The following is a 20272-nucleotide window of genomic DNA, read 5'->3' as shown; positions in this document are numbered from 1 at the left end:
GTTGCGTTCCGCAAATGTTCCGTTTAGGCGAAGGCCATGGCCAAACCGAAACGCCGCTATGTCTGCCAGGCCTGTGGCAGCGTGCAACCCCGCTGGCAGGGGCAATGCCCCGACTGCGCCGAATGGAACACGCTGGCCGAGGAAGCGCCCGAGACGATCTTTTCCGCCAAGCACGATCTTTCCAGCGGCGGGCGGCAGGTGCAGTTCGTGGCGCTGGACCGGCCGGTGAAGCTGCCCGACCGGCGCAAGACCGGGATGGCCGAGTTCGATCGTGCGCTGGGCGGCGGGTTGGTGGCGGGATCGGCGATCCTGATGGGGGGCGATCCGGGCATCGGCAAATCCACCCTGCTGCTGCAGGCGGCGGCGAGCATTGCCAATGCAGGCGGGCACACCGTGTATATCAGCGGCGAAGAGGCATCGGACCAGGTCCGCCTGCGCGCCGAGCGGCTGGGGCTGGGCAAGGCGCCGATCCGGCTGGCTTCAGCCACCAGCGTGCGCGACATCCTGACCACCCTGGGCGGGATGGAAACGCCAGCGCTGCTGGTGATCGATTCGATCCAGACCATGCATTCCGACCAGATCGAAGGCGCGCCGGGCACGGTGAGCCAGGTGCGCGGCTGCGCTTTCGAACTGATCCGCTATGCCAAGGAAACCGGCGCGGCGGTGGTGCTGGTTGGGCACGTGACCAAGGACGGCAGCATCGCAGGGCCCCGTGTGCTGGAGCACATGGTCGACGTCGTCATGGCGTTTGAGGGTGAACGCAGCCACCAGTACCGTATCCTGCGCGCACTGAAAAACCGCTTTGGTGCGGTGGACGAGATCGGCGTGTTCGCAATGGCGGGCGCGGGGCTGGAAGAAGTGAGCAACCCTTCGCTGCTGTTCCTTTCCGGCCGGGGCGAGCCGGTTCCCGGCAGTGCGGTGTTTCCGGCGCTGGAGGGCACGCGGCCGGTGCTGGTGGAAATCCAGGCGCTGACGGTTCGGCTGGCCAGCGGGGCCACGCCAAGGCGCGCGGTGGTCGGCTGGGATAGTGGACGGCTGGCCATGCTGCTGGCAGTGCTTGAGGCGCGATGCGGGCTGAATTTTTCCACGGCAGAAGTCTATCTGAACGTGGCCGGCGGCTATCGCCTGACCGATCCGGCGGCGGACCTTGCGGTGGCGGCGGCGCTGGTTTCCGCGCTGGCGGACCGGCCCCTGCTCGAAGGTTCGGCATGGTTCGGGGAAATCTCGCTGGCGGGGGAAGTGCGGCCGGTGGCGCATGCCGGAATCCGTCTTAAGGAAGCAGCGAAGCTGGGCTTCACCCGCGCCTGCGGGCCAGAGGCGGGTGCCGAGAAGGTGCCGGGTCTGCGCTATGATGCGTTGAAGCTGCTACCGAACCTCGTTGACCGGATAGTGGGCGCCTCTTAGGGTCCCGCACTTATGACCGGCTTCGATTATGTCGTTTTCCTTGTGGTGGCGGTCTGCGCCGTGGGCGGCTTTTTCCGCGGATTCGTGGAGGAAGTGCTGTCACTAGCCGCGTGGTGCCTTGCCATGCTGGCAGTCCACTATGCGCACGAACCGCTGACCCTGTGGCTGGAAACGCACCTCAAGACCGAGACCGGGGCAGGCATCCTTGCCTTCGTATTGCTGATGCTGGTGCCGTATCTTGTTACCCGCTTCGTGGCGCGGCAATTCGGTGAGGCGAGCCGGGGATCGCTGCTCGGGCCGATCGACCGCGTGCTCGGCTTCGGCTTTGGCGCGGTGAAAGGCTTCGTGCTGATGGTGCTGGCCTTCTCGATTGTCGTTTTCGCCTATGACGTGGTGTGGGGGGTGAAGGGGCGGCCGACCTGGATCACGCTCGGACGGACCTACCCCTTCCTCAATGCATCGAGTTCGGAACTGATGACGATGATCGAGGATCGGCGTGAGGAGGCCGTGAAGGCTGCGGATGCCGATGCTTCCACGCCCGCCGACGATGCGACGCCGGCGGTCAAGACCAAGCACAAGGCCCCGCGGCACCGAAAGGCAGCGGCCGAGTGAGCAGCGGCGCGCGGGCGCTCTACACGCCCGAGATCCTGGCTGCGGCCGCCGGGCTGGCGGCTTTCCCGTGGGACGAGGCACTGCCGCTGCAAGGGGATGCGCGGTCGCGTTCCTGTGGCAGCACCATTGCCATGGCGCTGTCCTTGGACGGCGAGGGACGGATCATGCGGATCGGGTTGCGACCCCATGCCTGCGCAGTGGGCCAGGCGGCGGCCCATGCCTTTGCCACGGGTGCGGTCGGCCGCAATCGCGAGCACATCGCCGCAGCGCGTGCGCAGATCGGCGCGTGGCTGGCCGGCGATGGCCCCTTGCCCGACTGGCCCGGGCTGCACCTGATTGAAGCGGCGCGCGATTATCCGGGACGGCACGGTGCGATCGTGCTGGCGTGGGATGCCGCGCTCGCGGCGCTTTCCTGATCGCCAAGCCTTCGCTAGAGCGAACCCGACCGACGGGGAGAGACCAGCCAATATGACGACGGCAGCAACAAGCCATCAAGGACCGGCACCAAGCGCGGGCGAAATCCGCCTGGTCATCGCCGCGTCCTCGATGGGCACCGTGTTCGAATGGTATGATTTCTTCATCTACGGCACGCTGGGATCAATCCTGTCGAAAGCGTTCTTTCCCACGGGCAACGCCACGCTGGAAATGCTGCTGTTCTGGCTGGTCTTTGCGGTAGGCTTCGGTTTCCGCCCGCTGGGCGCCGTGCTGTTCGGCTTTCTTGGTGACAGGCTGGGCCGCAAGTATACCTTCCTCGTCACAGTACTGCTGATGGGCGTGGCGACGGCAGGCGTGGGGCTGGTCCCCTCGGCGGCGACCATCGGCTATGCCGCGCCTGCCATCGTGATCGTGCTGCGCATCCTGCAAGGGCTGGCGCTGGGCGGGGAATATGGTGGCGCGGCCGTCTATGTCGCGGAACATTCCACGCCAGGCCGGCGCGGCTTCTACACCAGCTTCATCCAGGCATCGGTGATGGGCGGCTTCGTGCTGAGCCTGCTGGTGGTGCTTTCGTGCAAGGCGGGGATGACCGAGGAAACCTGGAAGGAATGGGGCTGGCGCGTGCCATTCATCGTCAGCCTCGCGCTGTTGGCGGTGTCGCTGTGGATGCGGCTGAAGCTTTCGGAAAGCCCGGTGTTCAAGGCGATGAAGGAACAGGGGGAGATCGCCGGCAATCCTTTTGTCGAGAGCATGACTTATCCCGGCAATCCGCGCCGCCTGTTCGTGGCGCTGTTCGGCGTGGCTGCGGGGCTTACGGTGATATGGTACACCGCGATGTTCAGCGGCCTTTCGTTCCTGAAGGCGATGCGGGTGGAGGACACCACGGCGGAAATCCTCGTCGGGCTCGCCTGCGTTCTGGGCATGCCTTTCAACCTGCTGTTTGGCAGCCTTTCGGACAAAGTGGGGCGCAAGAAGCCGATCGTGCTGGGCTATCTCGCCACGCTGGCGCTGCTGTTCCCGGCGTTCTGGCTGATTGGCGGCGCTGCGAACCCGCACCTGGCCGAGATGGCGCGCAAGGCGCCGGTGGTGGTGAGCGGCCCCGATTGCGCCTACAGCACTTTCGCCATTGATCAGAAGACCGACTGCGCGCGGCTGCTGTCGGACCTGACAGCCTCGGGCGTGGCCTATGACCTTCGCAATGCCCCGGCGTTGACGCTGACGGCGGGCGCCCAGGCGATCCCGCTCGATGGCTATCCCTGGACCGACAAGAAGGCGCGCGTTGCTGCGCTGCAGGAAAAGCTGGCGACCGCAGGCTATGACCTGGGCAAGGTTCAGCCGACCCTGGGACAGGCCGTACTTGTGGTGGCGGGACTGGTGCTGCTGATGGCGATGTCGGGCGCGACTTATGGCCCGGTGGCGGCGCTGCTGGCCGAGATGTTCCCGCCACGCATCCGCTACTCCTCGATGTCGATCCCCTATCACATCGGCACCGGTTACTTCGGCGGGTTCCTGCCGTTCATCTCCACGCTGATCGTGGCGCGGACGGGCGATCCCTATGCCGGGCTGTGGTACACGTGGGTCGTGGTGCTGGTGGCCTTCGTGGTTGCGGCCTGGGGCCTGAAGGGCGGATTGCCGCGAGAATTCGGTGACGATGCCTGACCTTCCTCCTGCAGCGCTGCGGCTGCGACTCGATGCGGGCGCGCTGGCCGCAAACTGGAAGACGCTGGATGTCATGAGCGGCGCGGCACGGGCCGGAGCGGCGGTGAAGGCCGACGCCTATGGCCTGGGCGCGGCACAGGTGGTGCCGGTGCTGGCCGAGGCAGGGTGCGCAGACTGGTTCGTGGCGCATTGGCAGGAAGTGCCCGAAGTGCTGCGCCACGTGCCCGGGGCAGGGATCTCCGTGCTGCACGGGCCGATGAACCATGCCGACGTTGGCTATGCCAGGGCCACCGGCGTGCGGACGGTGCTCAATTCGCTGGAGCAGGTGCGGCGCTGGCGCGAGGCTGGCGGCGGGGCCTGTGACGTGATGGTGGATACGGGCATGAACCGCCTTGGCCTGCCGATGGCTGCGCTTGGCGATCCGCTGCTGCAGGGACTGCAGATCGACACGTGCCTGAGCCATCTGGCCAGCGCGGACGAGGACGTTGCGCAAAATGCCGCGCAGTTGGCCCGCTTTGCCGAGGTGCGGGCGCAAGTGCGGGCGCGGCGATACAGCCTGGCCAACAGCGCCGGGATCGGCCTTGGCAGCGCCTATCATGCGGACGTCACCCGTCCCGGCATCGCATTGTATGGCGGGATCCCGCGTGGCGAGTTTGTGGGTCGGATTGCACAGGTCGCGCATCCCGAGGCGGCCGTCATTCAGGTGCGGACGCTGCAGGTCGGAGACCAGGTGGGTTACAATGCCACCTTCACCGCAGACCGACCGATCCGCGCGGGCGTTATCGCCGTAGGCTATGCCGACGGGTACTTGCGCACCTGGTCGGGAGGGAAGGGGCATTTCCTGTGGCAGGGGTGCCGGCTGCCCGTGCTGGGCCGGGTGTCGATGGACATGACCATCGTTGACCTGACCGGGGCGGACGACTGTGGCGAAGGTGACTGGTTGCAGGCGTATTACAACCTGCCCGATGCCGCGCGTGCGAGCGGCCTTTCGCAATATGAACTGCTGACACTGATGGGCCGCAGATTTGCGCGTTTCACATGAATTTCATCCTGTCAGGTAACGTTTATTGCGCTGCACATGCTGCATCTGCTAAGCCTGCGGGAAACACCCAGTGAGGGCGCGTAAAACATGGCGAATCAGGCTAAAGACGGCGAAGCGGTCATCATCAAGAAGTACGCGAACCGTCGCCTCTACAACACGCGCACGTCGAGCTACATCACGCTCGACCACCTCGCCCAGATGGTGAAGGACAACGTCGATTTCAAAGTGATCGATGCCAAGACGGGCGATGATCTGACCCATTCGATCCTGACCCAGATCATCATGGAAGAGGAAGCGACCGGCGAGCAAATGCTGCCGACCAACTTCCTGCGCCAGCTGATCTCGATGTACGGCAATTCGATGCAGGCGCTGCTGCCCGGCTATCTCGAAGCGTCGATGGATCACTTCCGCGAAAACCAGGTGAAGCTGCGCAAGGCGATCGAGGACAGCATCGGGTCCAACCCGCTGGCCCAGATCGCGCAGCGCAACATGGAAATGTTCAAGGCTGCCGCCGCCGCGTTTGTGCCGGGCGCCACAGCGCGCGAGGACGACAAGCCGGCTGCCGAAGGTGGCGACGAGCTGGCCGCGCTGCGCCAGCAGATGGCCGAGATGCAGAAGAAGCTGGACCAGCTTTCCAAGTAAGCGCCCTTCGGGCCTGCCCGGTTCAAATCCGGGTTGCCCGAATCCCGCGGGAACCCTAACCGGCAGGGCATGAACCAGCCGAAGAACCAGCAGTCCGCCATCCGCCACGCGCTGAACGTCAAGCGCGAGGATGACTTCGCCCAGTGGTACCAGGCGGTGATCGCCGAGGCCGAGCTTGCCGAGGAATCGGGCGTGCGCGGCTGCATGGTGATCAAGCCCTGGGGCTATGGCATCTGGGAACGCATCCAGAAGCTGATGGACGAGCGCATCAAGGAAGCGGGCGTCGAAAACTGCTATTTCCCGCTGTTCATCCCGCTTTCCTACTTCGCCAAGGAAGCCGAACACGTTGAAGGCTTTGCCAAGGAAATGGCGGTGGTCACGCACCATCGCCTGATCCAGGACGGCAAGGGTGGGCTCGTGCCCGATCCCGAAGCGAAGCTGGAAGAGCCGCTGGTGGTGCGCCCCACCTCAGAAACGGTGATTGGCGCGGCAATGGCGCGCTGGGTGCAGAGCTGGCGCGACCTGCCGCTGCTGACCAACCAGTGGGCCAACGTTGTCCGCTGGGAAATGCGCACCCGCATGTTCCTGCGCACCAGCGAGTTCCTGTGGCAGGAAGGCCATACCGCCCACGCCGACGAGGCCGACGCGATGACCGAAACACTGCGCGCGCTGGAAATGTACCGCAGCTTTGCCGAAGACGTGCTCGCCATGCCGGTGATCGCCGGGCCGAAGCCTGAGAACGAACGCTTCCCCGGCGCGGTCGAAACGTTCTCGATCGAGGCGATGATGCAGGATGGCAAGGCGCTGCAGGCCGGCACCTCGCATTACCTCGGCACCACTTTCGCGGAAGCGGCCGGCATCCGTTATCAGGACAAGGAGGGGCAGCAGACGCTGGCCCACACGACCAGCTGGGGCGTTTCCACCCGCCTGATCGGCGGCGTGATCATGACGCATGGCGACGATGACGGGTTGCGCACCCCGCCGCAGGTGGCGCCGCAGCAGATCGTGATCCTGCCGATGTTGCGTGACAATGATGGCGATGAGGCATTGCTGGCCTACTGCGAGGAACTGCGTGCATCGCTGGCGAAGCAGAACGCGTTCGGCGAGCGCGTGCGCGTGCTGCTGGACAAGCGGCCGGGCAAGGCCACGCAGAAGCGCTGGGCCTGGGTGAAGAAGGGCGTGCCTTTGATCCTGGAGATCGGCGGGCGGGATGCCGAGGGCGGGCAGGTTTCCGCGCTGCGCCGCGATCGCCTGTGGCGCCAGGACGGCAAGGTCAATTTCGCCGCGATGGCGCGTGATGCGTTCGTTGAAAGCGCGGTGGGCGAACTGGAAGCGATCCAGAATGCGCTGTTTGCCGAGGCGCGCGATCGCCGTGATGCGCAGATCGAACGCGGGGTGACCGATCCGGCCGGCCTTGCCACCTATTTTGCCGAGGACCGCAAGTTCCCGGGGTGGGTCGAGATGGTCTGGAGCAAGCCGACCGGGGCGGCGCTGGACAAGGTTGTCGAGCAGCTCAAGGCGTTGAAACTGACGATCCGCAACACACCGATGGGCGGCGAACCGGTCTCGGGCTCGTGCCCGTTCACGGGTGAGCCTGCGGTTGAGCGCATCCTGATTGCACGGGCCTATTGAACATAGGCGAAGTCACATAGGGGCATACGCCGTCCCACCCCTTGCCCTACCGGTATCGCAGGGTAAGGTTCGGGGATGAAACGGCTTCTCCTTGTGGCTACGGCGTTTTGCGCCTCGCCCGCCATTGCTGCCCCAGAAGACGCGATCTCGGAAGCGAGACTGCGCGCGGATGTGGAGCGACTCGTCGCGTTCGGCACCCGGCACACGCTGTCCAGCCAGACGGACAGGAAGCGCGGCATCGGTGCGGCACGCAAATGGGCTGAGGCGGAGTTTCGCAAGACCGGGAAGGCTTGTGGCGACTGTCTGGAAATCGTGCTGCCTGAAACGACGGTGTCCGGCGATCGGGTACCCAATCCGACACGGTTGGTGGATGTTGTCGCGATTCAGCGCGGCACCGAGCGGCCCAACGAAGTGGTGATCGTGCAGGGCCACATCGACAGCCGCAATTCCGATGCAATGGATGCGCTGAAGGATGCGCCGGGGGCCAACGACGACGGATCGGGCACCGCGCTGGTACTCGAGGCAGCGCGGGTGCTGTCCACGCAGAAGTTCCCCACCACCATCGTCTATGCCGTGCTCTCGGGCGAGGAGCAGGGCCTTTATGGCGGAAAACTGCTGGCCGACTATGCCAAGGCGCAGGGCTGGACGGTGAAGGCAGTGTTCAACAACGACATCGTCGGCAACTCGCGCGGCTCTGATGGCCTGGTGGACGATGCCCATGTGCGCGTCTTCTCCGAAGGGCCGCGGGCCGATGCGGACGATCCCCTGCGCAGGGCGCAGCGCCGCGACGGCGGGGAGAACGACAGCCCTTCACGCAACCTCTCACGCTGGCTGGCCGGGCTTGGTTCTGCGGACGGAGCGGGCTTGGCAGTGCGGCAAGTGTGGCGTGCTGATCGCATGGGGCGGGGCGGGGACCATCTGCCGTTCGAGGATGCGGGCATCCCCGCAGTGCGATTCACTGTGGCGATCGAGAACTATGACCACCAGCACCAGGACGTGCGGGTGGAGAACGGCAAGCCTTTTGGTGACACCATCGACCAGATGGATTTTCCGTATCTTGCCAAGGTGGTGCGGCTGAACGTGCGCGGCCTGGCCGCGCTGGTCACAGCGCCGATGCCGCCGGTGGCGACATCGAAGGCGGCGGTTCAGACCTGGACCGATTTGACATGGAAGCCGGTCCCGGGCGCGGTGGCCTATTCGGTGTGGCGGCGACGGACCGATGCACCGGGCTGGGAAGAGCGCGTGATCGACCGAACCACCGAGACATCCGCCAAGCTGGAAGGCGTGCGGGGCGACGACTGGTTCTTCGGCGTCAGCGCCATCGGGACCAACGGGGCCGAAAGCCCGATTGCTTCGGCCCTGCCGGGCGGGGCGTTTGAACCATGGGCTTCCAAACCTTAGGTTGCCTTTCCGGGGCCAAGCGACCACATGCGCCCCATGGCCAAGACGCAATATCCGCAGGGACTCCCCACACGCCAGCAGGTGCTGGACTTCATCGCTAACAGCGAGGAGCCCGCGGGCAAGCGCGAGATCGCCAAGGCCTTTGGCATCAAGGGCACGGAGAAGATCGCGCTGAAGGCGTTGTTGAAAGACATGGCCGAGGAAGGCCTGATCGATGGCAACCGCAGCGCCTTCCATCGCCTGGGTGGCGTGCCACGCGTGACGGTGCTGCGCGTGGTGGATATCGACGAGGGTGATGTCTATGCCATTCCCGATAGCTGGCAGCCCGACGACGCCACCCCGCCGCCGCGCATACGGCTGATCGAGCCCAAGGGCCGGGCACGCACGCGCGAGGCGGCGCTGAAGCGCGGAGACCGTGTGCTGGCGCGGACCGAGGAAGCGGGCAAGGGCTGGGTGGCCCATCCGATGAAGAAGCTGGCGGTGCGCGAGGAGCAGTTGCTCGGCGTGATCGAACTTGACGGCACGGGCAAGGGCTGGCTTGCGCCGGTTGACAAGCGGGTGCGCAATTCGATGCCGGTGTCCGATCTTGGCGGCGCGGAACCGGGACAGCTTGTGCTGGCGGAGCCTGCGGGCAAATCTCCACGCGCTGGCATGAAGGTCACCGACGTACTGGGTGATCCGCTCGCCCCGCGTGCGTTCAGCCTGATCGCCATCCACAAGCACGGCATTCCGTTCGCTTTCCCGCAGGAAGCGCTGGACGAGGCGGAAAAAGCCGCCGCGTTGCCGCTGAGCGAGGAGCACCGCGAGGACTTGCGCCACGTGCCGATCGTGGCGATCGATCCCAGCGATGCGCGCGACCACGACGACGCGATCTGGGCCGAGCCGGACGGGCAGGGCGGATTCCGGGCAATCGTGGCCATTGCCGATGTCAGCTTTTACGTCCGCCCCGGCGGCAAGCTGGACCGCGAGGCGCGCAAGCGGGGCAACTCGGTCTATTTCCCTGACCGCGTGGTGCCGATGCTGCCCGAAGTGCTGAGCGCTGACGTCTGCTCGTTGAAATCGGGTGCCGATCGGGCGGCGATGGCCTGCCACCTGACCATCGATGCCGAAGGCTGCGTCACGGGCTGGCGCTTCACCCGGGCACTGGTGCGGATTGCCGAAGTGATCGCCTATGAAGAGGCGCAGCGCCGCATCAATTCGGGCGAGGCTGAGGCGCACCTGCAGAACCTGTGGGCTGCGTGGCGCCTGCTCGAAAAGGCGCGGCATGCGCGCGATCCGCTGGAACTGGAGCTTCCCGAACGGCGTGTGGTGCTGGATGCGCAGGGCAAGATCGCCGAAGTGGCGATCCGCGAACGGCTGGATGCGCACCGCGTGGTGGAAGACTTCATGATCGCGGCCAACGTGGCGGCGGCCAAGGCACTGGAGGCCAAGGTCGCCCCGGTGGTCTACCGCATCCACGAGCCGCCGACGCGCGAAAAGCTGGTCGCGCTGAAGGACTATCTTGCCACCTTCGGGCGCAAGCTGGCGCTGGGGCAGGTCATCACGCCATCGCTGTTTAACCGCATGTTGAAGGACGTGACCGACGAGGCGGAAAAAGCCCTGGTGATGGAAGCAGTCCTGCGCAGCCAGACCCAGGCCTATTACGGGCCGCGCAACGCGGGGCACTTCGGCCTGTCGCTGGGCAGCTATGCCCACTTCACGTCACCCATCCGCCGCTATTCTGACCTGCTTGTCCACCGCGCGCTGGTCGATGCCTATGACCTTGAGCAGCCACGGGTGACGGGCGGCGCCGTGCCGCCCACATCGGGGCTATCCGACCGTGACCGCGACGATCTGGCGCGGGTGAGCGAGGCGATCAGCATGGCCGAGCGCCGCGCGATGGAGGCCGAGCGCGAGACCATCGACCGCTATGTCGCGGCATGGCTTTCAGGCCGGGTGGGCGAAGTGTTCGACACGCGCATCACCGGTGTGCAGAAGTTCGGCCTGTTCGCCACGATCATCGGGCTGGGCGGGGATGGTCTGGTGCCGATCTCCACGCTGGGGGCCGAACGTTTTGGCTATGACGAAAAGGCCCAACGCCTGATTGGTGAACAAAGTGGCGAGGAATTCGCCATGGGGATGATTCTGAAGCTGCGGCTGGCCGAGGCGAACCCGCTGACCGGTGCGCTGAAGTTCGAACCCGTGGACATTGCCGAAGGCGTGCGCCGGATCGAGCAGCGTGGTGGGCGCTTCGAAGGCAAGCCCAAGCCGAAGGGCAAGTTCCTGCAGGGCAAGCGCGGCCGGCCCGGCAACATCCGCCACCAGGGCAAGAAGCGCTGAGAATCAGCTGACTTCGTCGATGCGGTCCTCGGCAATCGCGCCGGGGACGATCATCAGCACGCAGGGCAGGTTGCCCGCGTGCGCGGTGAAGTGCGTGGTGAGGGGGCCCGGCGCGTTGTCAGCCGCCGCGCCGAGCACCAGTGCGGAAACCTCCGGGTGTTCGGCCAGATATTCGCGCACCACCTGCGGGCCATCGCCACTGCGCACGGAAATCAGCGGGGTCAGACCGGATTCGGTGGCGATGCTGCCCGCCGCCGTGGTGGCCAGCACTTCGGCGCGGTCATGCGCTTCCTGCTCGATGGTGGCCTGCACCCCGCCGAACGCCACGAACTCCTGCCGCGGCACCAGCGACAGGATATGCACGGTGCCGCCGGTCCGCACCGCGCGTCTTGCGGCGAAGCGCAGCGCCAGCCCGGCCTCGTACGATTCATCCATGATGACCAGGTATACCCGCTGCCCCATGTGCCGGTTCCGCCTCTCCAAGCGGGCAAGATTGCCCCCCATCTCAACTGTGATGGCATAATTCGTATGCAGGGCAAGCGCCATTGTGCTTGACCCCTGCGGCCAGCATGGCGAAATGGCGCCGCAGCCAAACGTCGCGAGAATGACCGATATGGTTATTTTTCGTCAAGTAAAACACCAGAACGGAAATCCTGTCATGCCGATTGCGATCAAGATGCCTGCCCTGTCGCCCACCATGGAGGAGGGCACTCTGGCCAAGTGGCTGGTGAAAGCCGGTGACAAGGTGAAGTCCGGAGACATTCTCGCGGAGATCGAGACCGACAAGGCGACCATGGAGTTCGAAGCTGTAGACGAAGGCACGATCCTCTCGATCGACGTGTCCGAAGGCCGTGAAGGCGTGAAAGTGGGCACCGTGATCGCAACGCTGGCCGGCGAAGACGAAGACGCCAGCTCAACCGCCCCTTCGGCCAAGGCTGAGCCCGCCCCTGTGGCGAAGGTCGCTGCACCTGCCGCTGCGTCTCCGGCTCCGGCTGCGGCTGCGCCCCAGGCTGCGTCTCCGGCTCCGGCTCCGGCTGCTGCCCCCGCACCAGCCGCTGCGAAGCCTGCGTTGCAGGATGGCCGTGTCGTCGCCAGCCCGCTGGCAAAGCGCATCGCGTCGGAAAAGGGTATCGACCTCGCCGGCGTCAAGGGCTCGGGCCCCAACGGGCGGATCGTCAAGGCCGATCTGTCTGAATCTGTCCCATCGGCTGCATCGGCTGCGCCGGCTGCCAGCACTCCGGCCCCGGCATCGCCTGCGGCGAGTGCCGCGCCTGCTGCAAAGCCTGCGTCGGCTCCGGCGGCTGCGGCCGCAGTGCCGGACTTCGGCATTCCCTACGAAGCCGCCAAGCTCAACAACGTGCGCAAGACCATCGCGCGCCGCCTGACCGAGGCAAAGCAGACCATTCCGCACATCTACCTCACCGTGGATATCCAGCTCGATGCCCTGCTCAAGCTGCGCAGCCAGCTGAACAAGGCGCTGGAAGCGCAGGGCGTGAAGCTCTCGGTCAACGACCTCATAATCAAGGCGCTGGCCAAGGCGCTGGTGCAGGTGCCCAAGTGCAACGTCAGCTTTGCCGGCGACGAGCTGCGCAGCTTCAAGCGCGCAGACATCTCCGTCGCGGTGGCCGCGCCATCGGGGCTGATCACGCCGATCATCGTTGATGCCGGTGCCAAGTCGATTTCGGCGATCGCAACCGAGATGAAGGTGCTGGCGGGCAAGGCGCGTGAAGGCAAGCTGCAGCCGCACGAATACCAGGGCGGCACGGCTTCGCTCTCCAACCTCGGCATGTTCGGGATCAAGAGCTTTGATGCTGTGATCAACCCCCCGCAGGCCATGATCATGGCCGTGGGTGCAGGCGAGCAGCGCCCCTATGTCGTCGACGGTGCCTTGGGCATTGCGACCGTGATGTCTGCCACCGGCAGCTTCGATCATCGCGCCATCGATGGTGCCGATGGTGCGGAACTGATGCAGGTGTTCAAGAACCTGATCGAGAACCCGCTGGGCCTGGTTGCCTGAGACTGTCCTTTTGACGAGCGCGCGGTCTGGCGTGCCCGTCGCTAGATCATGGGCCGCAAGAGAGGGCCTGAAGGAGCATTTGCGTGGCTGAACAATACGACGTCATCGTTCTCGGTTCGGGCCCTGGTGGCTATGTCTCGGCAATCCGCTGCGCGCAGCTGGGCCTGAAGACGGCCATCGTCGAGCGTGAGAACCTGGGCGGCATCTGCCTTAACTGGGGATGCATCCCCACCAAGGCGCTGCTTCGGTCCGCCGAAGTATACCACCAGATGAAGCATGCACCGGCCTATGGCTTGGCTGCCGACAATATCCGGGCCGATCTGGATGCCGTGGTGAAACGGTCGCGCGGGGTGGCCAAGCAGCTGAATCAGGGGGTGACGCACCTGATGAAGAAGAACAAGATCGCCGTGCATATGGGGCTGGGCAAGCTGAAGGGCCCCGGTCAGCTTGAAGTGGCCGGTGAAAAGGGCACGGAGACCCTTTCCGCCAAGCACATCATCATTGCCACGGGCGCGCGCGCGCGCGATCTTCCCTTCGCCAAGGCGGATGGCGAGCGCATCTGGACCTATCGCCACGCGATGACTCCCAGGGAGATGCCAAGCAATCTGCTGGTCATCGGCTCGGGCGCCATCGGCATCGAGTTCGCCAGCTTCTACAACGACATGGGCGCCAACGTCACGGTGGTCGAGATGATGGACCGGATTGTTCCGGTTGAAGACGCAGACGTTTCCGCTTTCCTTGAAAAAGCGCTTGCGAAGCAGGGCATGACCATCCTTACCAAGGCCGGCGTCAAGTCGCTGACCGTGGGGCCGAACGGCGTGAAGGCCGCCATCACCAAGAAGGATGGCAGCGTGATGGAGGCCGATTTCAGCCACGTCATCGTCGCTGTCGGCATTGTCCCGAATGTCGAGAACATCGGTCTCGAAGAGTGCCGTATCGAGCCCGACAAGCGCTATCACATCAAGACCGATGGCTATGGCCGGACGAACGTGCCGGGAATCTGGGCGATCGGTGACGTGACCGACGGCCCATGGCTGGCGCACAAGGCGAGCCACGAAGGCGTGATCGCGGCCGAAGCCATTGCTGCCGAACTGGGTAACAAGGACGTGCATCCGCACCCGATGGACCGCGCCAACATTCCCGGCTGCACCTACTGCCACCCACAGATTGCCAGCGTGGGCATGACCGAGGCCAAGGCCAAGGAAGCGGGCTACAGCGTGAAGGTCGGGACATTCCCCTTCATCGGCAATGGCAAGGCGATTGCGCTCGGCGAGTCCGAAGGCTTCGTGAAGACGGTGTTCGATGAAAAGACCGGCGAACTGCTGGGCGCGCACATGATCGGTGCCGAAGTGACCGAGATGATCCAGGGCTTTGTCGTTGGCAAGACGCTGGAAACCACCGAGGCCGAGCTGATGCACACGGTGTTCCCGCACCCGACGATTAGCGAATCGATGCATGAATCGGTGCTTGCCGCTTATGGTCGTGCACTTCACATCTAACTGAAATAAAAGGGGAACATTGCACCTCCATGCCCGTTTCTGCGGGATTGAGAGAGGCAATGTTCCCCATGGAATTCGAGATCGTCGAAAGCATCAATCCGCGTTCCTGGCAGGATGAGCGGCAAGAGGCGCAAAGCCAGCGCCCGCCGCAGCAGCGCAAGCGCGTGCCCGACACCCGCCAATCCGCGTTCCTGATCCCTGAATCCGAGGAATGCCTCTGCGCGCAGCACTAGGGCGCTTCCTTTCCGGCATCACCGCCCCTAGAGCGCTGGGATGCAGCCTACCCATGATGCGATTGTTCTCGGCGCCGGTGCGGCGGGGCTGTTCTGTGCGGCAACTGCAGGGCAGGGCGGGGCGCGCGCACTCGTGCTCGATCACGCCGATACGCCCGGCAAGAAGATCCTGATTTCCGGCGGCGGTCGCTGCAACTTCACCAACATCCACACCGCGCCAGAACGCTATCTGTCAGATAACCCGCACTTCGCCCGATCGGCGCTCAGCCGCTATACCGCGCAGGATTTCCTGGCGCTGGTTGAACGGTACGGTATCGGCTGGCATGAAAAGACGCTGGGCCAGCTTTTCTGCAACAGTTCGGCGCGCGACATCCTAGGCATGCTGTTGGCGGAATGCAGGGCAGGCGGCGTGGACCTGCGATGCGGCCACGCAATCACTGCAGTTAACTATTCAGACGGGCTTTTCCGGGTCGAAACGGCGCAAGTTGCCTTTGCCGCACCTCGCCTCGTCATCGCCACGGGCGGGCCCTCGATCCCCAAGATGGGGGCAACGGGCTTTGCCTATGATCTGGCCCGCCGTTTCGGCCTGAAGGTCGTGCAGCCACGGCCCGCGCTGGTTCCGCTGACCCTTGCCGGAGAAGACGCGCTGTTTCGTGAGCTGTCCGGCGTATCGGCCCCGGTCGTCGCCAGCGCCGGCAAGGCGCGCTTTCGTGAAGCGGCGCTGTTCACGCACAAGGGCCTGTCCGGACCCGCGATTCTGCAGGTCTCTTCCTATTGGCGGCATGGTGAGAGCATCGGCATCGATTTCCTGCCCGACAAAGCCCCCGGTTGGCTCCTGTCCGCCAAGCGTGACCGCCCGCGCACCCAATTGCGTCGCGTGCTGAATGAAACGCTGCCAGAACGGCTCGCCCTTCGCCTTGATGAACTGCTCGGTGTGGCGGGAGAACTCGGCAGTGCGTCCGACAAGTCTCTCCGCTCTGCCGAACAGCGCCTGTCGGACTGGCGCTTTACCCCCAATGGCAGCGAAGGCTTCGCCAAGGCCGAGGTGACCGCAGGCGGCATCAGCACCGCCGAACTCTCATCAAAGACCATGGAAGCGCGCAAGGTGCCTGGCCTCCATGCTATCGGTGAGGCGGTGGATGTCACCGGGTGGCTGGGTGGCTACAATTTCCAGTGGGCCTGGGCCAGCGGCTGGGCGGCGGCACAGGCGATCACTGCGGCAAACCTGTGACCTTTCATACACCTGCTGGAAAGGACACCGGATATAACGCTGAAACGCCGGTCGCCCACGCCGCCCGGCTGGAGGCAGCTTCGTGGCATTCTACACCGATCCATCCGTCACCCGGGATTTCGCGCTGAGCGGCAACACGCTGGTCGACCTGCTTTACGACACCACGGACTACTTCCGCGTCGCGTGGAGCACCGTCAGCAACGGCAAGACCGTCGTCACTTACAGCTTACCGTTCGCCAACGGTGTCGCCAGCAGGTTCGAGGCAAATTACGGAAACGGCGAGAACGCCGCGACCACGACCGGCGCGATCTCCTCTGCACAGGCGCCCGCCGTTGCCGCCGCATTCCAGGCATGGGCCGACGTCGCCAATCTCACCTTCAGCCAGGTGACGGAAACCGCCGGCGGGCAAGTGGGCGATATCCGCATCGCCTACAGTTCCGCGATCACTGGCGGCTATTGGGGTTACACCCTCATCACCAGCGACGGGGCAGACAACAGCCACGGCGACATCTGGATTGGCACAGACCAGATTGGACAGGATTTCGGCGTCGGCACGTTCAACTATGTGGCCATGATGCACGAGATCGGCCACGCGCTCGGCCTCGCGCACCCGTTCGACGATGGCAAGACCAACTTTGCGGCGATCGACAACGAGCGCTACACCATCATGTCCTATACCAGCCCCGCCAACGTCTGGTTCTATGACAAGGCGATCGGCGACTATCGCTATCTGGTGGAAACACCGATGGTTTATGACATTGCCGCCATCCAGAAGATCTATGGTGCCAACACCGCCTTCCATTCGGGCGACGATACCTACACTTACACCCGCAACGATCCCTTCTTCGCCACGATCTGGGACGGCGGCGGACAGGACACGATCGACCTGAGCGACTTCACCAAGGGCTGCACGGTAGACCTGACGCCCGGCTCCTATTCCACGCTGGGCTTTTCCAACACAACGCTCGACCAGAACCTGGGCATCGCGTTCGACTGCATCGTCGAGAATGTCACCGGGGGCGCCGGCAACGATATCATCACCGGCAACAGCGCGAACAACTTCCTGCGCGGCGGCGCGGGCAACGATGCCTACTTTGTCCAGAATACCGGCGACATCGTGAAGGAACGTTCGGGCGAGGGCAGCGACACCGTCAACAGCTCCGTCAGCTGGACCATGTCCCGCTATATCGAGACGCTGAACCTCACCGGCTCCGCCGCGATCAGGGGCACCGGCAGCCGTGATGCTAACACCATCAACGGCAATTCCGCTGCCAATGTGCTTTCGGGCGGCGCAGGCGATGACACGCTGAACGGCATGGATGGTGCGGACAAGTTGATCGGCGGCATTGGCCGCGATGTCATGACTGGCGGGGCAGGGGCTGACAAGTTCATCTTCCGCCCCGGCGATTTCGGTGGCTCTACGGCCGCAACCGCCGACGTGATCACCGACTTCAGCCATGCCGCGCATGACCGCATCAACCTCTCGGCCATTGACGCCAACACGCTGAACGGCACTGGCAACGATGCCTTCGCCTTCATCGGCAGCGCTGCTTTCGGCCACCATGCGGGCGAACTGCGCTACGAGATCGTGTCGGGCACGGGTTATGTGCAGGGTGACACCAATGGTGATGGGGTGGCGGACTTCTGGATCCGTTTCGATCTGGGCCCGGCGCTCGTGGCGGGTGACTTCGTGCTCTGACGGAACCGGGGGTGCACGGGCGGCGTTGCCAGCGCAAAACCCCCGGAGAGGTCCTGCATGAAAGCCATCGCCCTGCTTCCCGCCATTGCCATGGGCCGTCTGGCCGTGGGCTCGCTCCGCACCGGTGCGGAATGGATGCGGTTTCGCCAATGGGATGCGGTTGCCACGCACCTCGCCATTGGGGGCGTGCTCGGCAGCGCGGCCATGGGCCTGTTCCGCCGCTCGATTCACTGATCATTTTCAGGAAATTGGCGGACAGGGTGGGATTCGAACCCACGGTGAGCTTGCACCCACGGCGGTTTTCAAGACCGCTGCCTTAAACCACTCGGCCACCTGTCCGTCGTTGCGCCGATAGCCGGGTTGCAGCCCGACGCAAAGGGGATTCCCATCGGCGATGCCACATGCGACAAGCGAGGGGATGAATACAACGAAGCGATTTGCCGCCGCCGCGCTGGCGTCCCTGTTGGCCATTGCGGGCCTGCCGGCCTGTGCACAGGGTTCCGAAGAGGCCGGTTTCCAGGGATACCTGCAACTCCTCGCCGCGCGCGCGCGGGCTGATGGTGTCAGCGAATCGACCATCAATTCAGTCACTTCCGGCTTGACTTTCAGCCCCAAGGTGATCTCGCTTGATCGCAGCCAGCCCGGCGGCGGGCCTTCGTCCGGCATCCCCGCGTTCGAACCCTATCGCCGCACCCATGTCGATGCGGTGCGGATCGGGCGGGGCAGGCGGCAATATGCCGATGCGGCCGGCCTGCTTGGCCAGATCGAGCGGCGCTATGGCGTGCCGGGCAATGTCGTGCTGGCTATCTGGGGGCACGAAAGCAATTATGGCGCCTACACCGGCGATTTCGACCTTGCCCGCTCGCTCGCCACGCTCGCCTACGAAGGCCGGCGGCGCGAACTGTTCGCCGATGAATTCGTCGCCCTGCTCAAGATGATCGATCGGGGCGTGCCCCGGTGGAAGCTGGTGGGCAGCTGGGCCGGCGCCTTTGGCAACCCGCAGTTCCTGCCCAGCGTCTACCTGCGCGTGGCGCAGGATGCCGATGGCGATGGCCTGGCCGATATCTGGCAGAGCCGCCCTGATACGCTCGCCTCCATCGCAAACTATTTCCGCGATGCCGGCTGGCGGCCGGGCCAGCCCTGGGGCGTGGCGGTCAGCGTTCCTGCCGGGATGGACCGCGGGCAGATGACCAACCGGCTCACCAGCCCACGCTGCCCGCAGGTATTCGCCCGGCACAGCGGCTGGAAGACGATTCGCGAATGGCGCGCGATGGGCGTTGCGCCCAACAGTGGCGTCTGGCCGGCAGACGATGTGCTCGCCACGCTGATCGAACCCGATGGCCGCGGCAAGACAGGCTACCTGCTAACCGGAAATTATAGGGTTATCCTCGATTACAACTGCTCGAACTTCTACGCCCTCTCGGTCGGACTTCTTGCAGATGAAATCAGCCGCTAGCCTCCTTGCCTCAACCGCGATGGTCGTCGCGGCGCTGGCCCTGCCTGCCGGACAGGCCGTGGCCGGGCCGCAGGGCATGCCCGCGGGTTCGGCGCAGCCTGGCCCGCAGGGCGATTACCCGGTCACCATCGGCGATCCCTTCACGGTCGAAGGCGTCACCTATACCCCTGCCGACACGATGAACTATGACGCGGTCGGCTATGCCAGCGCCACCGATGGTTCGGGCATAACCGGTTCGCACCGCACCCTGCCGCTGCCCTGCTATGTCGAGGTCACCTCGCTCGAGAACGGCCACACCATCCTTGTCCGGCTGGACCGGCGCGGTCCGATGGCCGGAGGCAAGGACCAGTTGGTGGAGCTTTCCGCAGGGGCTTGGGCCCAGCTTGGCCTGCCCGGTGGATCCCGCTCCCCCGTCCGCGTCCGCCGCGTCAACCCGCCGGAAACCGAGCGCGCTCTTCTTCGCGCCGGCCAGACCGTACCTGCTCGCATGGACACGCCGCCGGGCCTGCTTGCCGCGCTGAAGCGCAAGCTCGGCCTGCCCGTGCCGCCGCCCCCGCCGCTGCCTGACGAGATCGCCAAGGCGGTCACGACGCCCGTGCCTACCACGCGCCCTGCCGGCATCCCGGCCAGGCCGGTCGGCAAGCCCCCCGTCGCCGCGCCACAGCCGGAACCGAAGGCTGAACCCAAGCCTGAGGCGAAGCTGGCGCCGAAGCCAGCGCCGAAGCCGGAGCCCAAACCGGCCCCCGCTCCCAAACCGCCCGCCCCCAGGCCCGCCACCACCTCCGCCGTTTCGGTCCAGGTCGGCGCCTTCTCCACCCGCGAGCGCGCCGAGAAGGCCGCAGCGCAGGTTGGCGGCAGCGTCAGCCCGGCGGGCAAGTATTTCCGCGTGCGCATCGGCGCTTCATCCCCGGCGGAAGCGCAGGCCGCTCTGGCGAAGGCGCGCGGCTCGGGCTATGCCGACGCGCGGATCGTGCGCGGGCAGTAACCGGCC

The 20272-nt window shown here is 65.1% G+C and carries 18 protein-coding genes and 1 tRNA gene; 17 read left to right on the top strand and 2 right to left on the bottom strand.

What is annotated here, in order from left to right; genetic code table 11:
• Positions 1-36 precede the first annotated feature (36 nt).
• From radA to POM99_RS01700, 9 genes are all read left to right on the top strand, one after another.
• Positions 37-1404, top strand: coding sequence for a DNA repair protein RadA (gene radA / locus POM99_RS01740; protein WP_277275044.1), 1368 nt, complete (start codon positions 37-39; stop codon positions 1402-1404).
• Positions 1405-1416: 12 nt separating this feature from the next.
• Positions 1417-2016: a CvpA family protein gene (locus tag POM99_RS01735; protein ID WP_277275043.1), complete on the top strand. Its 600-nt coding sequence runs from the start codon at positions 1417-1419 to the stop codon at positions 2014-2016.
• Positions 2013-2432, top strand: coding sequence for an iron-sulfur cluster assembly scaffold protein (locus POM99_RS01730; protein WP_277275041.1), 420 nt, complete (start codon positions 2013-2015; stop codon positions 2430-2432). Before POM99_RS01735 ends, POM99_RS01730 begins: the two co-directional genes overlap by 4 nt.
• Before the next feature lie 52 nt (positions 2433-2484).
• The gene (locus tag POM99_RS01725) at positions 2485-4110 is read left to right on the top strand and encodes an MFS transporter (protein WP_277275039.1); all 1626 of its coding nucleotides are present in this window, start codon (positions 2485-2487) and stop codon (positions 4108-4110) included.
• Positions 4103-5152, top strand: a complete 1050-nt coding sequence (gene alr / locus POM99_RS01720) for an alanine racemase (RefSeq protein ID WP_277275081.1) — start codon at positions 4103-4105, stop codon at positions 5150-5152. The genes POM99_RS01725 and alr overlap by 8 nt, the downstream gene beginning before the upstream one ends.
• A gap of 87 nt (positions 5153-5239) precedes the next feature.
• Positions 5240-5794 (top strand): polyhydroxyalkanoate synthesis repressor PhaR, encoded by a 555-nt coding sequence (gene phaR / locus POM99_RS01715; RefSeq protein ID WP_277275038.1) that lies wholly within the window; start codon positions 5240-5242, stop codon positions 5792-5794.
• 69 nt (positions 5795-5863) lie between these two features.
• Complete coding sequence (gene proS / locus POM99_RS01710) at positions 5864-7426, top strand: proline--tRNA ligase (RefSeq protein ID WP_277275036.1); 1563 nt, start codon at positions 5864-5866, stop codon at positions 7424-7426.
• Between the two features lie 75 nt (positions 7427-7501).
• The gene (locus tag POM99_RS01705) at positions 7502-8827 is read left to right on the top strand and encodes a M28 family peptidase (protein WP_277275034.1); all 1326 of its coding nucleotides are present in this window, start codon (positions 7502-7504) and stop codon (positions 8825-8827) included.
• A 36-nt stretch (positions 8828-8863) separates the two neighbouring features.
• Positions 8864-11146 carry a ribonuclease R family protein gene (locus POM99_RS01700; RefSeq protein WP_277275032.1) on the top strand — a complete coding sequence of 761 codons (2283 nt, stop codon included), beginning with the start codon at positions 8864-8866 and terminating at the stop codon, positions 11144-11146.
• Between the two features lie 3 nt (positions 11147-11149).
• Here POM99_RS01700 and POM99_RS01695 read toward each other — a convergent pair whose 3' ends face one another.
• Positions 11150-11608 carry a universal stress protein gene (locus POM99_RS01695; RefSeq protein ID WP_277275030.1) on the bottom strand — a complete coding sequence of 153 codons (459 nt, stop codon included), beginning with the start codon at positions 11606-11608 and terminating at the stop codon, positions 11150-11152.
• Positions 11609-11804: 196 nt separating this feature from the next.
• Here POM99_RS01695 and POM99_RS01690 point away from each other — a divergent pair, with 196 nt between their 5' ends.
• From POM99_RS01690 to POM99_RS01665, 6 genes are all read left to right on the top strand, one after another.
• Positions 11805-13163, top strand: a complete 1359-nt coding sequence (locus POM99_RS01690; protein ID WP_277275028.1) for a pyruvate dehydrogenase complex dihydrolipoamide acetyltransferase — start codon at positions 11805-11807, stop codon at positions 13161-13163.
• An 83-nt stretch (positions 13164-13246) separates the two neighbouring features.
• Complete coding sequence (gene lpdA / locus POM99_RS01685) at positions 13247-14662, top strand: dihydrolipoyl dehydrogenase (RefSeq protein WP_277275026.1); 1416 nt, start codon at positions 13247-13249, stop codon at positions 14660-14662.
• 68 nt (positions 14663-14730) lie between these two features.
• The gene (locus POM99_RS01680; protein WP_277275025.1) at positions 14731-14895 is read left to right on the top strand and encodes a hypothetical protein; all 165 of its coding nucleotides are present in this window, start codon (positions 14731-14733) and stop codon (positions 14893-14895) included.
• A gap of 40 nt (positions 14896-14935) precedes the next feature.
• A complete protein-coding gene (locus POM99_RS01675) occupies positions 14936-16126 on the top strand; it encodes a BaiN/RdsA family NAD(P)/FAD-dependent oxidoreductase (RefSeq protein WP_277275023.1) in 1191 nt (396 codons plus the stop codon).
• A gap of 82 nt (positions 16127-16208) precedes the next feature.
• A complete protein-coding gene (locus tag POM99_RS01670; protein WP_277275022.1) occupies positions 16209-17825 on the top strand; it encodes a M10 family metallopeptidase in 1617 nt (538 codons plus the stop codon).
• A gap of 57 nt (positions 17826-17882) precedes the next feature.
• Positions 17883-18059 (top strand): hypothetical protein, encoded by a 177-nt coding sequence (locus POM99_RS01665; protein ID WP_277275020.1) that lies wholly within the window; start codon positions 17883-17885, stop codon positions 18057-18059.
• A 15-nt stretch (positions 18060-18074) separates the two neighbouring features.
• Here POM99_RS01665 and POM99_RS01660 read toward each other — a convergent pair.
• Positions 18075-18164 (bottom strand) — tRNA-Ser (locus POM99_RS01660).
• A 79-nt stretch (positions 18165-18243) separates the two neighbouring features.
• Here POM99_RS01660 and POM99_RS01655 point away from each other — a divergent pair.
• Positions 18244-19281, top strand: coding sequence for a lytic murein transglycosylase (locus POM99_RS01655; RefSeq protein ID WP_277275019.1), 1038 nt, complete (start codon positions 18244-18246; stop codon positions 19279-19281).
• Positions 19265-20266, top strand: coding sequence for an SPOR domain-containing protein (locus tag POM99_RS01650; RefSeq protein ID WP_277275017.1), 1002 nt, complete (start codon positions 19265-19267; stop codon positions 20264-20266). The genes POM99_RS01655 and POM99_RS01650 overlap by 17 nt, the downstream gene beginning before the upstream one ends.
• The last annotated feature ends 6 nt before the right edge of the window (positions 20267-20272 follow it).

Origin of the sequence: Novosphingobium cyanobacteriorum (assembly GCF_029436685.1) — a bacterium.
Taxonomy (GTDB): Bacteria; Pseudomonadota; Alphaproteobacteria; order Sphingomonadales; family Sphingomonadaceae; genus Novosphingobium; species Novosphingobium cyanobacteriorum.
The sequence above is the reverse complement of the archived record's forward strand: the minus strand, read 5'-3'. Positions and strand labels throughout refer to the sequence as shown.